The 14,062-nt window shown below is 72.9% G+C and carries 8 protein-coding genes; 3 read left to right on the top strand and 5 right to left on the bottom strand.

Annotated features, from left to right (window positions below; translation table 11 throughout):
* Positions 1 to 13 precede the first annotated feature (13 nt).
* Both typA and ACFZB9_RS05625 read right to left on the bottom strand, forming a co-directional pair.
* Positions 14 to 1,882, bottom strand: coding sequence for a translational GTPase TypA (gene typA / locus ACFZB9_RS05630; protein ID WP_391443876.1), 1,869 nt, complete (start codon positions 1,880 to 1,882; stop codon positions 14 to 16).
* 132 nt (positions 1,883 to 2,014) lie between these two features.
* Positions 2,015 to 3,583, bottom strand: coding sequence for an ABC transporter family substrate-binding protein (locus tag ACFZB9_RS05625; RefSeq protein ID WP_391443874.1), 1,569 nt, complete (start codon positions 3,581 to 3,583; stop codon positions 2,015 to 2,017).
* Between the two features lie 125 nt (positions 3,584 to 3,708).
* Here ACFZB9_RS05625 and ACFZB9_RS05620 point away from each other — a divergent pair, with 125 nt between their 5' ends.
* From ACFZB9_RS05620 to ACFZB9_RS05610, 3 genes are read left to right on the top strand one after another with little or no spacing between them, the layout of a single operon-like run.
* The gene (locus tag ACFZB9_RS05620) at positions 3,709 to 4,494 is read left to right on the top strand and encodes a hypothetical protein (RefSeq protein ID WP_391443873.1); all 786 of its coding nucleotides are present in this window, start codon (positions 3,709 to 3,711) and stop codon (positions 4,492 to 4,494) included.
* A 10-nt stretch (positions 4,495 to 4,504) separates the two neighbouring features.
* Positions 4,505 to 6,412: a fumarate reductase/succinate dehydrogenase flavoprotein subunit gene (locus ACFZB9_RS05615; protein WP_391443871.1), complete on the top strand. Its 1,908-nt coding sequence runs from the start codon at positions 4,505 to 4,507 to the stop codon at positions 6,410 to 6,412.
* Positions 6,399 to 7,172, top strand: a complete 774-nt coding sequence (locus ACFZB9_RS05610; protein WP_391443869.1) for a succinate dehydrogenase/fumarate reductase iron-sulfur subunit — start codon at positions 6,399 to 6,401, stop codon at positions 7,170 to 7,172. The genes ACFZB9_RS05615 and ACFZB9_RS05610 overlap by 14 nt, the downstream gene beginning before the upstream one ends.
* Before the next feature lie 48 nt (positions 7,173 to 7,220).
* On the opposite strand, the gene ACFZB9_RS05605 is transcribed toward ACFZB9_RS05610, so the two are convergent.
* The 3 genes from ACFZB9_RS05605 to ACFZB9_RS05595 all read right to left on the bottom strand — a co-directional run bounded on the left by ACFZB9_RS05605 (position 7,221) and on the right by ACFZB9_RS05595 (position 13,627).
* Complete coding sequence (locus ACFZB9_RS05605; protein WP_391443867.1) at positions 7,221 to 9,929, bottom strand: SpoIIE family protein phosphatase; 2,709 nt, start codon at positions 9,927 to 9,929, stop codon at positions 7,221 to 7,223.
* Positions 9,930 to 10,253: 324 nt separating this feature from the next.
* A complete protein-coding gene (locus ACFZB9_RS05600; protein WP_391443865.1) occupies positions 10,254 to 13,061 on the bottom strand; it encodes a SpoIIE family protein phosphatase in 2,808 nt (935 codons plus the stop codon).
* 98 nt (positions 13,062 to 13,159) lie between these two features.
* Complete coding sequence (locus tag ACFZB9_RS05595) at positions 13,160 to 13,627, bottom strand: (deoxy)nucleoside triphosphate pyrophosphohydrolase (protein ID WP_391443863.1); 468 nt, start codon at positions 13,625 to 13,627, stop codon at positions 13,160 to 13,162.
* Positions 13,628 to 14,062 lie beyond the last annotated feature (435 nt).

The raw sequence follows: 14,062 nt of genomic DNA, 5'->3' as shown, positions 1-14,062 counted from the left end.
AGCTGGCGTCGTGTCAGTTCTTCTTGGCGCGCGAGGCGCTGCGGCCACGCTCCTTCTGGTCCAGCACGACCTTGCGGATGCGCACGGTCTCCGGGGTCACCTCGATGCACTCGTCCTCGCGGCAGAACTCGAGCGACTGCTCGAGCGACAGCTTGCGCGGCGGCACCAGGTTCTCGGTGGTGTCGGAGGAAGCGGCACGCATGTTGGTGAGCTTCTTCTCCTTGGTGATGTTGATGTCCATGTCGTCCTGGCGCGAGTTCTCGCCGACGATCATGCCCTCGTACACCTCGGTGGTGGGCTCGACGAAGAGCGTGCCACGCTCCTGGATGCCCATCATCGCGAACGGCGTCACGACGCCCGCGCGGTCGGCCACCAGCGAACCGTTGTTACGCATCCGCAGCTCGCCGAACCACGGCTCGTGGCCCTCGAAGATGCTGTGCGCGATGCCGGTGCCGCGGGTGTCCGTGAGGAACTGGGTGCGGAACCCGATCAGGCCACGCGACGGGACGATGAACTCCATGCGCACCCAGCCGGAGCCGTGGTTCGTCATGGTCTCCATGCGGCCCTTGCGGACGGCCATCAGCTGGGTGATCGCGCCGAGGTACTCCTCGGGGCTGTCGATGGTCATCCGCTCGACCGGCTCGTGCACCTTGCCGTTGACGAGCTTGGTGACGACCTGCGGCTTGCCGACGGTCAGCTCGAAGAGCTCCCGGCGCATGGTCTCGACCAGGATGGCCAGCGCCAGCTCGCCACGGCCCTGGACCTCCCAGGCGTCCGGACGCTCGGTCGGCAGCACGCGGAGCGAGACGTTACCGATCAGCTCGCGGTCCAGGCGGTCCTTCACCATGCGGGCGGTGACCTTGTGGCCCTTGCCGCCCTTGCCGACCAGCGGCGAGGTGTTGGTACCGATGACCATGGAGATGGCCGGCTCGTCCACCGTGATCAGCGGCAGCGCGATCGGGTTCTCCAGGTCGGCCAGGGTCTCGCCGATCATGATGTCCGGGATGCCCGCGACGGCGCAGATGTCGCCGGGGCCGGCCACCTCGGCCGGCTTGCGGGTGAGCGCCTCGGTCATCAGCAGCTCGGTGATCTTCACCTGCTGGATCGAGCCGTCCCGCTTCATCCACGCGACCTGCTGGCCCTTGCGCAGCTCACCCTGCTCCACGCGGCAGAGCGCGATGCGGCCGAGGAAGTTGTCGGCGTCCAGGTTGGTGACGTGCGCCTGCAGCGGGGCGTCCGCGTCGAACTCCGGGGCCGGGACGTGCGCCAGGATGGTGGAGAAGAAGGGCTCCAGCGAGTCGCTGTCGGCCGGCACGGTGCCGTTCTCCGGCTTGGTCAGCGAGGCGATGCCGTCCCGCGCACAGGCGTAGACGATCGGGAACTCGATCTGCTCCTCGGTGGCGTCCAGGTCCAGGAAGAGGTCGTAGGTCTCGTTGATGACCTCGTCGATCCGGGAGTCCGGGCGGTCGGTCTTGTTGATGCAGAGGATCACCGGCAGCTTGGCGGTGAGCGCCTTGCGGAGCACGAAGCGGGTCTGCGGCAGCGGGCCCTCGGAGGCGTCGACCAGCAGCACGACCGCGTCCACCATCGACAGACCGCGCTCGACCTCGCCACCGAAGTCGGCGTGGCCAGGGGTGTCGATGATGTTGATGGTGATCGGCGCGCCACCCTCCTTGGGGTGGTACTTGACCGCGGTGTTCTTCGCGAGAATGGTGATGCCCTTCTCGCGCTCCAGGTCGTTCGAGTCCATCATGCGGTCGTCGAGGTGCTGGTGAGCCGCGAAAGCGCCGGCCTGCTTGAGCATCGCGTCGACCAGGGTCGTCTTCCCGTGGTCGACGTGGGCGACGATGGCGACGTTGCGGATGTCATTGCGCGTGGGCATGCGGAGCGAACTCTCCCGGAGTCGTGGATTGTGGCGCCCCGGCCTGTCCCGGTCCACCCGCCGGGCTTACCATGCCACGGCTTGTCCTATGGTACGTGGCCGCCCACCGGTGACGCGAAGCGGAGGACCAGCTCAGCGCCGGAAGCCCAGGTCCTGGTAGCGCGGCCAGCCGAAGCCGTAGGCACCCGCACCCGCCACACCGGTGCGCACAGCCACCAGATCCGGGCGCTGGTAGAGCGGCACCGAGTGGCCCAGCTCCCAGATCGCGGCGTCGGCCTGCTGGAGCAGCGCGGTCCGCTTGGCCTGGTCCGGCTCGGCCGCGGCCTGGTCGAAGAGCCGGTCGATCTCGTCCGTCCCGGAGCCGCCGTAGTTCAGGCCCGCCACCGGCTTGCCGTCCGGGCCCGGCTGCGGCTTGGCGTAGAGCGGACGCTCGTCGGTGGCCGGGAAGGCGGTCGCGGGCCAGGAGAAGAGCGCGAGGTCCCAGTCACCGGTGGCCAGGTGGTCGTGGACGAAGCTGTCGGGTGCGGCGGGCCGCGGGTGCACGGTGACGCCCTGCGGGGCCAGCTGCGCCACCAGGGCGTCGGCGGTGCGGCGGGCGGTGGCCGAGCCGTCCGGGTAGAGCAGGTTCAGCTCCAGGTGCAGCTGCTTGGCGGTGGCGCCCAGGTAGGCGCTGTCGTCCCGGTAGCCGCCCTGGTCGGTCATCAGCAGGTGGTTGCCGAGCGGGGCCGCGGGCAGGCCGAGCGGGCCGAGCGCGGACTGGACGAGCTTCTTGCGGTCCACGCAGGCGGCCACCGCGCGGCGCACGGCGGCGTCGGCCATCGGGCCACGGGAGCCGTTGAAGGTGAGCTGGGTGAAGGCGGGGGCCGCCGCGCGGTGCAGGGTGATGTTGGGCAGCGTCTGGGCCCGCCGCAGCGCCTGCATCGAGGAGTCGAGCGCGTCGGTGGACCTGGCGCCCGGCGGGTGGTCGACGCTGCCCTCCAGCGCGGCCACGTCGACCTTGCCCTGGGTCAGCGCGTCCAGCCGGTCCGCGGTGGCCAGGAAGTCGAGCTCGTCGACCTTGGGCGGATCGCCCCACCAGCGGGCGTTGCGCACCAGGACCGCCCGCCCGGCCTTGGCGTCCAGCGTCTGCAGGGTCAGCGGGCCGGCGCTGCGGGGCATCCCGGCGGCCGGGTAGAGCGGGCTGAACAGGCTCTGCCACTCCGCGTACGGGTGCTTGAAGACCACCGTGACCTGGTGCGGGTCGGCGCCGGGCGCGACCGACTCGATCGCCGCGTAGCCGGGGTGGACGCCGCGCAGCGCCGCCCACTGGGCGCTGAAGTCGGCCGCCGTCAGTGGCGTGCCGTCGCTCCACACGGCCTTCGGGTTGAGCCGGTAGGTGACGGTGCGGCCCGCCGCGTCGGCGCCGGCCAGGTAGTCCGGGTCGGCCACCGGGCGGGCGCGGTCGTCCAGCCGGAAGAAGCTGGGCAGCAGGGCGTGCGCGATCAGCGCGGTGTCCGCGGTGGCGTCGGCCTGAAAGACGTCCAGCGAGGCGGGAACCGCGTCCACCGCCCAGCGCAGTGTGCCGCCCTCGCGGACCGAGCCGCGGTCGGCGGGGGTGAGGTCGGAGGCGGACTGGGAGGGCGTGGCCGGACCCTGCGCGCCGGAGCAGCCCGCCAGTGCGCCGATCAGTGCGGCGGCCGCGAGCACCCTGATGCTCTTCATGGCGCCCACTCAACTCCCGCATCAGGGCGAAGAGCTGACGACACGACAAGTTGTCCTCCGATCGGCGCAGAGTCAATCCCGTCCGAGGTCTTCCGACCTGTTGTGATCAAGGTCACACTCACAGGATGGCCATCACGACCAAGCGCGCTGCGATACCGGAACGCACTCTCCGTACCGACCGCTGGTGGCTGCCCCAGCTGAGCACGGCGGCCGGCCTGCTGGTCTTCATCGGCTACTCGACCTGGCGGGCCTTCAGTGGCAGCCACTACTACGCCGCCCCGTACGTCTCGCCCTTCTACTCCCCCTGCCTCGCCACCACCTGCGTGCCGATGCGCGGCGGGGCCGACTGGGCGCTGATCGGCAACTGGTGGCGGCTCTCCCCCGCCCTGCTGGTGCTGATCTTCCCGCTCGGCTTCCGGCTGACCTGCTACTACTACCGCAAGGCCTACTACCGCGCCTTCTGGGCCTCGCCGCCGGCCTGCGCGGTGGGCGAACAGCACGCCAGGTACACCGGCGAGACCCGGTTCCCGCTGATCCTGCAGAACCTGCACCGGTACTTCTTCTACCTGGCCATCCCGGTGGCCGCGATCCTGAGCTACGACGCGGTGCTCGGATTCCGCGACGCCAAGGGCGCCTGGGGGCACGCCGGGCTCGGCACCCTGGTGCTGCTCGTGAACGTGGCGCTGATCTGGGCCTACACGCTCTCCTGCCACTCCTGCCGGCACATCGTCGGCGGCCGGCTGCGGCACTTCTCCAAACACCCGGTGCGCTACCGGGCCTGGCAGCTGGTGGGACGGCTGAACGCCCGTCACATGCAGCTGGCCTGGGCCTCGCTGGCCTCGGTCGGGCTGGCCGACCTGTACGTCTACCTGGTCTCGTCCGGTGCGTTCAGCGACCCGAGGTTCTTCTGAGGAGGGGACGGTGACGGAGATCCACAGCTACGACGCTCACGACAGTTACGACGTGGTGGTGATCGGCGCCGGCGGGGCCGGGCTGCGGGCCGCGATCGAGGCCCGCGAACAGGGGATGCGGGTCGCGGTGATCTGCAAGTCGCTCTTCGGCAAGGCGCACACCGTGATGGCCGAGGGCGGCATCGCGGCCTCGATGGGCAACGTGAACAGCGGCGACAGCTGGCAGGTGCACTTCCGCGACACCATGCGCGGCGGCAAGTTCCTCAACCACTGGCGGATGGCCGAGCTGCACGCCAAGGAGGCGCCCGACCGGGTCTGGGAGCTGGAGAGCTGGGGCGCGCTCTTCGACCGGACCGAGGACGGGCGGATCTCGCAGCGCAACTTCGGCGGCCACGAGTACCCGCGGCTGGCGCACGTGGGCGACCGGACCGGGCTGGAGCTGATCCGCACCCTGCAGCAGAAGGTGGTGGCGCTGCAGCAGGAGGACCACCGGCAGAGTGGCGACTACGAGTCGGGGCTGAAGGTCTTCCAGGAGTACACGGTCACCCAGATCTTGAAGGAACACAGCCCGAAGGACGGCGACCGGGTGGCGGGGGTCTTCGGCTACCAGCGGGAGAGCGGGCGGTTCTTCGCCATCGCCGCCCCCGCCGTGGTGCTGGCCACCGGCGGGATCGGGAAGTCGTTCAAGGTGACGTCCAACTCCTGGGAGTACACCGGCGACGGCCACGCGCTGGCGCTGCTGGCCGGCGCCCGGCTGCTGAACATGGAGTTCGTGCAGTTCCACCCCACCGGCATGGTCTGGCCGCCCTCGGTGAAGGGCATCCTGGTCACCGAGTCGGTGCGCGGCGACGGCGGGGTGCTGCGCAACAGCGAGGGCAAGCGGTTCATGTTCGACTACGTGCCCGAGGTGTTCCGCGGCCAGTACGCCGAGACCGAGGCGGAGGCGGACGGCTGGTACGCCGACCCCGCCGGGCACCGCCGCCCGCCCGAGCTGCTGCCCCGCGACGAGGTGGCCAGGGCGATCAACTCCGAGGTCAAGGCCGGGCGCGGCACCCCGCACGGCGGGGTCTTCCTGGACGTCTCCAGCCGGCTGCCGGCCGAGGAGATCATCCGGCGGCTGCCCTCGATGCACCACCAGTTCAAGGAGCTGGCCGACGTCGACATCACCCGCGAGCCGATGGAGGTCGGTCCGACCTGCCACTACGTGATGGGCGGGGTGGAGGTGGACCCGGACACCGCGGCCAGCCCCGCCGTCCCCGGGCTCTACGCCGCCGGCGAGGTGGCCGGCGGGATGCACGGCTCCAACCGGCTGGGCGGCAACTCGCTCTCCGACCTGCTGGTCTTCGGCCGCCGCGCGGGACTGCACGCGGCGCGGTACGCGGCCGGGGCGGCCGAGCGGCCGGCGCTCGACGAGGCCCAGCTGGAGGCGGCCGCCGCCCAGGCCCTGGCCCCGTTCGGCGAGGGCAGCGAGCACCCGTACACGCTGCACCAGGAGCTCCAGCAGACCATGAACGACCTGGTCGGGATCATCCGCCGGGCCGGCGAGATGAAGCAGGCGCTGGACCGGCTGGCGGCGCTGGCCCGCCGGGCCGAGGCGGTGGCGGTGGAGGGCCACCGGCAGTTCAACCCGGGCTGGCACCTGGCGCTGGACCTGCGCAACATGCTGCTGGTCTCGGAGTGCGTGGCCCGCGCCGCGCTGCTGCGCCGGGAGAGCCGCGGCGGGCACACCCGGGAGGACTGGCCGGGGATGGACCGGGACTGGCGGCGGGTCAACCTGGTCTGCTCGCTGACGGAGGGCCGGCTGTCGGTGGAGCGGCAGCCCAATCCGCCGGTCCGGTCCGACCTGCTGGCGCTGTTCGACCGCACCGAACTGGCGAAGTACTTCACCCCGGAGGAGCTGGCCGATGAGCACGACTGACAGGGAGTTCCGGATCTGGCGGGGCGAGGGCGGGGTGGGCGGGTTCGTCTCGTACCGGGTGCCGGTCAACGAGGGCGAGGTGGTGCTCGACCTGGTGCACCGGCTGCAGGCCACCCAGGCCCCCGACCTCGCGGTGCGGTGGAACTGCAAGGCGGGCAAGTGCGGCTCGTGCAGCGCCGAGGTGAACGGGCGCCCGCGGCTGCTCTGCATGACCCGGATGTCCGTGCTGCCGCCCGACGAGCCGGTGGTGCTGACCCCGCTGCGCGCCTTCCCCTCGGTGCGCGACCTGGTCACCGATGTGACGTTCAACTACGCCAAGGCCAGGGAGGTGGCCGCCTTCGTGCCGCCGGCGGGGCTGGCACCCGGCGAGTACCGGATGCGGCAGGAGGACGTGGCGCGCTCGCAGGAGTTCCGCAAGTGCATCGAGTGCTTCCTGTGCCAGGACACCTGCCACGCGGTGCGCGACCACGAGGAGAACAAGGCGGCCTTCGCCGGGCCGCGCTTCCTGATGCGGGTGGCCGAGCTGGACATGCACCCGCTGGACGCGGCCGACGCCACCGGCCTGGACCGCCGGGCGAGCGCCCAGGACACCCACGGCCTGGGCTACTGCAACATCACCAAGTGCTGCACCGAGGTCTGCCCGGAGCACATCAGGATCACCGACAACGCGCTGATCCCGCTCAAGGAGCGGGTGGCCGACCGCAAGTACGACCCGCTGGTCTGGCTGGGGTCGAAGATCGGCCTGCGCCCGCGGGACTGACCACGCCGCCGGGCCCCTCCCGAGCGGGAGGGGCCCGGCGCACGAGGCTCAGAGGCCCAGCTCGAACCAGACGATCTTCCCGTGCGGGGTCCGCCGGCTGCCCCAGCGCTCGGCCAGCAGGCTGACCAGCTGCAGGCCGCGCCCGCCCTCGTCGGTCTCCTGCGCCCGGCGCCGGCGCGGCTGGGCGTACCCGTCGTCCCAGACCTCGCAGACCACCGTGGCGTCGCGCAGCAGGCGTACCCGGATGTCGCCGCGCCCGTGCCGCAGCGCGTTCGTCACCAGCTCGCTGACCAGCAGCTCGGTGGTGTCCACCAGGTCGTCCAGGCCCCGGGTCAGCAGCCAGGCGCAGGCCCTCTCGCGGGCCTTGGCCACCGAGGTCGGCTCGGGGGGCAGCTGCCAGTCGCCCACCGCGTCCTCGGGCAGCGCCCGGACCCGGGCCAGCAGCAGGGCGATGTCGTCCTCGCCGTGGTGCGGGTCGAGTTCGTTCAGCACCTCGTCGCAGAGCGTCTCCAGGACCGGCGCGCCGTTCTCCAGGGCGATCCGGAAGGCCTGCAGGCCCTCGTCCAGCTGGTGCTTGCGGGACTCCACCAGGCCGTCGGTGTAGAGGCCGAGCAGGGCGCCGTCGGGGATGGTCAGGGTGACCTCCTCGAACGGCTCGCCGCCCACGCCCAGCGGCAGGCCGGGCGGCACGTCGAGCATCCGGGCCGGCTCGCCCGGGCTGAGCAGCGCGGGGGGCAGGTGGCCGGCGTTGGCGAAGACGCAGCGCCGGGTGACCGCGTCGTAGACCGCGTAGACGCAGGTGGCCAGGTAGACCTCGGGGGCGTCGTTGTCGCCGGTGCGCTGGCTGCCGTAGCCGGGCATCGAGCCGGGGCCCGGATCGCCCAGGCCCCGGGCGATCTCGTCCAGCGAACCGAGCACCTCGGCCGGCTCCAGGTCGAGCATGGCCAGGGTCCGCACCGCGGTGCGCAGCTGGCCCATCGCCACGGCCGCGCGCAGGCCGCGGCCCATCACGTCGCCGATCACCAGCGCGGTGCGGTTGCCCGGCAGCGGGATCACGTCGAACCAGTCGCCGCCGACCTCGGTGTTGTTGTTGCTGGGGCGGTAGCGGCAGGCGATCTCCAGGCCGCTGGCCTCCGGGTTGCCCGGGGGCAGCAGGCTGCGCTGCAGGATCAGTGCCCGCTCGTGCTCACGCCGGTAGAGCCGCGCGTTGTCCACGCAGACGGCGGCGCGTGCGGCGATCTCCTCGGCGATCGCCACGTCCCGCGCGTCGAAGGGCTCGCTGCCGATCGCCCGGGAGAGCTGGATCAGGCCGAGCACCACGTCCCTGGCCACCAGCGGGACCACCAGGGTGCTGCGCAGCAGCGGGTCGGGGCCCGGGTCGGGGATCGCGCTGCGCCCGGTGCGCAGTGCCCGGGCGTGCGGGGAGCGCGGCGGGTAGCAGAGGGTGCCGCCGGCCTCGGCGGCGGCCAGGCGTGCGCCGTAGGCCTGGTCCGGGTAGCCGCCCTGGTCGCCGCCGAGCAGCGAGCCGAAGCCCACCGCGCCGGCGCCGACCACGCTGGAGACCGCCACCCGGCGCAGCTCGCCGCTGCCGTCGTACGGGTGGCCGCCGGCGCCGGTCAGCGAGGGGCCGCTCTCGCCGGAGAGCAACGACGAGTAGAGGTCGACGGTGGCCAGGTCGCAGAACTGCGGGACGACCACGTCGAGCAGTTCCTTGGCGGTGGTCTCCAGGTCGAGGGTGGAGCCGATGTGCGCGCTGGCCTCGTTGACCAGCGCCAGGTTGCGGCGCACCCCGGCCGCCTCGCGCTCGGCCACATGCCGGCTGGTGATGTCGTTGACCTGCCCGGCCACGCCCATCGGGCGCTCGCCGGGTCCGGTGAGGCGGTAGAGCGAGATCGCCCAGCGGCGCTCGCCGGCCCGGGTCGGCACGGCGCCGCTGAACCGCAGGTCGACCACCGGATCGCCGGTCTGCAGGACCTGGCGCAGCGCGGACTCCAGGCGCTCGGCCTCGCTGGTGGTGAACAGGTCGTGCGCGCCGCGCCCGGCCAGCGCCTCGGGTTCGAGCCCGACCGCCTCGGCGAAGGCCCGGTTGACCCGCTGCAGCCGCAGCTGCCGGTCGAACAGGAAGAAACCGCTCGGGGTCTGCCCGAAGACGGCCTCGGAGGCGGCCAGCTCGGTCTCGATCCGGCGCAGCCTGCCGAGGTCGACGGCCAGGCAGAGCGCGCCCGGCGAGCTCTCCTGCGCGGCCTGCTCGCCATTGGGGCCGACAGCCGGCATCAGGTAGACCTCGGCCAGGCCCTCGCGGCCGTCCGCTCCCCGGTAGGGCGCGGTGCCGACCCACTCCTCGCCGGCCAGGGTGCGCTCCAGCCTGGCGCGGCCGCGCCGCCACAGCTCGCGCGGCACCAGGGTGGTCACCGGGTCGGCACCCAGCGCCTCGGCAGCGGGCACCGCGAAGAAGTCGGCGGCCCGCTCGCTCCACTGGCTGATCAGCCCGTCGGGGCCGATCGCGAAGGTCGCGACGCGGATGAACTCGTAGATCGAGCCCGGGTCGCCCTCGCCCCAGCGCGGCGAGCCGAGCGGCTGGCCCGCGGCGACCTCGGCCAGCTCGACGTCGGTCAGCTCGACGTCGGTGCGCTCAGCATCAGTGCGCTCGACGTCCGCCGGCCCGGTGTCGGCGGCCTCGGTGCCGACGGCCTCGCCATCGGTCCCGGGGTGGGTTTCGGGGACGGGCGGGACGGCGGCCGCGGCGAGGCCAGTCACCGGTGCACCCGACTGTCCGGGCACAGCGATATGGCCGCTACCACTCAGCGCCTCCCGCGCCGGCAAGCTGTTCAAGGACCGACCCCTCCAACCCGCGCCCATCCGGATGTCGAGAAGACCTGAGATGACCGAGTATTCATCATCCGAGGGCAAGCGCACACGCCCCCAACATCACAACATCAAATCGGGCGAAGGATTTTGCCCCTGGTTCCGCGCCACCAACCTGCCACCCTCGCGCCCCTGGTCCGCTCCCGTGCGCCTGCCTGGCGGACGAGACGTGAACAAGCCTTGAAAATTCGAATATCTGACCGAACCGTGCCCTGATCAATCTCGTCCCGGCTCCTTCCCCGACAATTCCTGCTCGAACCAGACCACCTTGCCCATTCCCTCGGCCCGCGCGCCCCAACGCAGCGCCAGCCGGCGCACCAGCTCCAGCCCCCGGCCGCCCTCGTCGGCGGCGGCCGCGTGGCGCTCCCTGGGCGGGTCGGGCAGCGGGTCGGAGATCTCCACCAGCAGCGTGTCGCCGAGGGTGAGCCGGACCCCGATCGGTGCGCTGGCGTACCGCACCGAGTTGGTCACCAGCTCGCTGACCAGCAGCTCCGCGGTGTCGCTCAGCTCCTCCATGCCCCACTCCTGGAGCGCGCCGCGGACCAGCCTGCGGGCCCGGGAGACCGCGGTGGGCTCGGCCGGCAGCGTCCAGCCCACGGTGCGCGAGCCCTCCTCGCCCCGGCCCAGGCGGGCCAGCAGCAGCGCCACGTCGTCGGGCTCGCGGCCCTGCTCCATGGTGTCGAGCACCGCCTCGCAGGCGTGCTGGATCGACACGTACGGCTTCTCCAGCACCGACTGCAACCGGCCCAGGCCCACGTCGAGGTCCTTGTCCCGGGACTCGACCAGGCCGTCGGTGCACAGCGCCAACACACTGCCCTCGGGGATCAGCAGCTCCACCGCCTCGAACGGCACCCCGCCGACGCCCAGCGGCGCGCCCGAGGGCAGGTCCAGCACCTCGCCCTCACCACCGGGCAACGGGCCGCCGGAGCGGGCCGGGCCCGGCGTGGGCGGGCGCACCAGCACCGGTGGGATGTGGCCGGCCTTGGCCACCGTCAGCCGCGCGGTGGCCGGGTCGTAGACGGCGTAGACGCAGGTGGCCAGCAGCGCCTCGTCCGGCCCCTGGGCGAGGTCGTCGGCCAGCTCGTGGACGTGGCGCAGCAGCACGTCGGGTGGCAGGTCGAGGGCGGCCAGCACCCGCACGGCGGTGCGCAGCCGGCCCATCGTGGCGGCCGCCCGCAGGCCGTGGCCCATCACGTCGCCGACCACCAGCGCGGTGCGGTCGCCGGGCAGCGGGATCACGTCGAACCAGTCGCCGCCGACCTCGGTGCCGCTGCTGCCCGGCACGTAGCGGTAGGCCACCTCGACGCCGGTGGGCTGCGGCACCTGCTGCGGCAGCAGGGTGCGCTGCAGGGTGAGCGCGGCGGTGCGTTCGCGCACGTAGAGCCGGGCGTTGTCCAGCGAGCTGCCGGCCCGGTCGGCGAGCTCCACCGAGAAGGCCAGGTCGTCGCGGTCGAAGCCCTCGCGCCGGCCGGCCCGGCTGAGCACCAGCAGGCCGATCACGATGCCCCGGGCGCGCAGCGGGACCACCAGCATCGCGTGCGCACCGAGCGCCAGCGCGGCCCGCACCTTGGGGTCCCCGGGGTAGGTGGCCTCCGCCAACTCCGCCGCTCCGGACAGCAGTTCGGGAACTCCACTGCGCAACACCCGGCCGTAGCAGGACTCCTCGGCGAAGCTGATCCGGGCACCCCGGCGGAGCATCACCTCGACGTCCTCGCCGTCCTGCACGGCCGCCACGCCGAGTTGGAGCAGCGAGGTGCGCCGGTCGTGGGCGTGCCGGGGCAGGTCGTCGCCGTGTGCCACGGCCTGGAGCAGGATCACCGCCGCGAAGTCGGCGAGCCGGGGCACCACCGCGCCGGCCAGCTCCTGGGCGATCCGGGCGGCGTCCAGCAGGTCGCCGATCCGCGAGCCGAACTCGTTGAGCAGGGCGAGCCGGCGGCGGGAGTGCTCGACCTTGGCCACCGCGCGGTAGCGCTCGGTCACGTCCATCACGGTGCCGGAGATGCCGAGCACCTTGCCGCCGCGGTCGGTGAGCCGGCTGTAGGAGATCGACCGGTAGCCCGAGCGGACCGCGCTCTGGGTGGCCAGCGTCACGTCGATCACCGGCTCGCCGGTGGCCAGCACCTGACGCTGGATCACGCTGACCTCGTCGGCGGCTCGTTCGGGCAGCGTCTCGCCGGTGGTGCGGCCGAGGTGGTCCTCGGCCGCCACCCCGTTCATCTCGGCCAGCGTCTGGTTGACAGCGGTGTAGCGCAGTTCGGTGTCCAGCACCGCGATGCCCAGCGGCGACTGCTCGAAGAGCGCGTCGCGCACCGCCAGGTCGCGCTCCACGGCCTGCAGGGTGCGCGCCTCGGCGAGCGCGACCAGCAGGAACGGGGTGCCGTCGCCGTCCACCAGCAGTGAGATCCGGGCCTCCACCGGGACCTTGGGGCCGTCGCGGTGGTGCAGCTGGGTCAGGCCCTTCCAGCCGCCGGTGCGCAGCGCGATCCGGAACGCCCCGCGGGTCTCGGCGACCCGCTGCTCGTCGGCCATCAGCTCCTCGATCCGCCGGCCCACCAGCACCTCGCTGGGCCAGCCGAGCAGTTCCTCGGCGGCCGGGCTCCAGAGCACCACCCGGCCGGAGGTGTCGAGCATCGCGATGGCGACCTTGACGACGTCGAAGAGGCTGCCCTGGGTGCGCTCGCCGATCTCCTCGCCCGACCCGGGGGCGCCGACGGGGAACGACTCGCCGGGGGCGCCCCGGTGGGCCGGGGCCGCCCGGGCGGTGGTGCGGGGGGCGGCGGCTCGGGCAGCGGCAGTGCGAGGGTCGACGGTCGAGGCGGGCGCGAACCCGGCGGTGGCGGACGCGGATGACGCGGGGCGGGGGCGCGCGATGGGGCCGGCCGGGCCCGCGGACGGATTCGGCGCGCCGGGCGCTGCCACCGGGGCGCTGACGCGCAGGCGCGCGCGGGCGGCCGCACCGCCCGTCCGCCCGGGGCGGGGGGCGCGGGCGCGTCGCGCTCCGCCGGCGCTACCCGTGCTGGTCACCGACGGGGCCTCCCAAGTACCGACGCGAACTGGCGCCACCCGACACGCCAAGCGTTATGGATCATGCCGAACTGTGACATACCCAGACGTAACGTGCACTACCCATGCGTTCGGGTCATCTTTTCCGATCGGCCTACAGGACCTGACGCCGGGCTCTGCGCTGACGACGCATCAGTGGCCGTTAGCAGCCGGGCCACCTCGGGGAGCACCGCACGATCGTGCTCCAACCAGTCCACCGCCGTCAGCTCGTCAGGCCCGAGCCAGCGCACCTCGGAGTGGTCCTGCAAGGGCCGCGGCTCGCCCGCCACCAGCTCGGCCGTCCAGATCCGCAGCACCAGCCCCGGCCGGATCGGCCACTCCCCCGCCAGCCTGGCCATCGCCCTGACCTGCACGCCCAGCTCCTCGACGAGCTCGCGCTCCAGCGCCTGCTGCTCGCTCTCCCCCGGCTCGGCCTTGCCGCCGGGGAACTCCCAGCGTCCCGCCAGCTCGGCGGGCGCACTGCGCCGGGCGGCCAGCACCCGGCCCTGACGGATCAGCGCGCCGCCGACCACGATCCGGTTCTCCATGCTGGGGAGCTTAGTCCGGCGGCCCGTGAAGAGCCGGTGGCCGGCGGCGCCGGTGGGCCCGCGGGCCGGCGGCGGGCTGGGCCGGCGGGCTGGGCCGGTGGGCCGGTGGTGGGCTGCGCCGCGCCGGGCCCGGCTCGGTGGGGGTCGAGTCGGGCCCGGGGCGGTGCCGGTCGCCCCCTGGCCGAGGCTAGGGACGACCCGCTAACGGGACGTACGGACGAGGTTTCGGCGTCGTCACAGTCCCGGGGATCCGGGTTAACGGCGCGTAAGACGTTGGGGTTCGCAGGGAGGCCGGACCGCCGGCCCGCGCCTCCGAGACATGGTTCGCCTACGACTGGCTTCACCGGTGCGGCGCCCGCACCGACTTCGCCCTACCGAATTGTGCACCTGCCCCCGTTCGCCCCCGTCCGGCCGCCGCATGAGAGGAGCCAGCAC

The sequence above is a fragment of the Kitasatospora sp. NPDC008050 genome (genome assembly GCF_042957465.1).
In the GTDB taxonomy this organism is placed as follows: Bacteria; Actinomycetota; Actinomycetes; order Streptomycetales; family Streptomycetaceae; genus Kitasatospora.
Note: the sequence above shows the minus strand (reverse complement) of the source record. Positions and strands in the feature narration are given on the sequence as shown.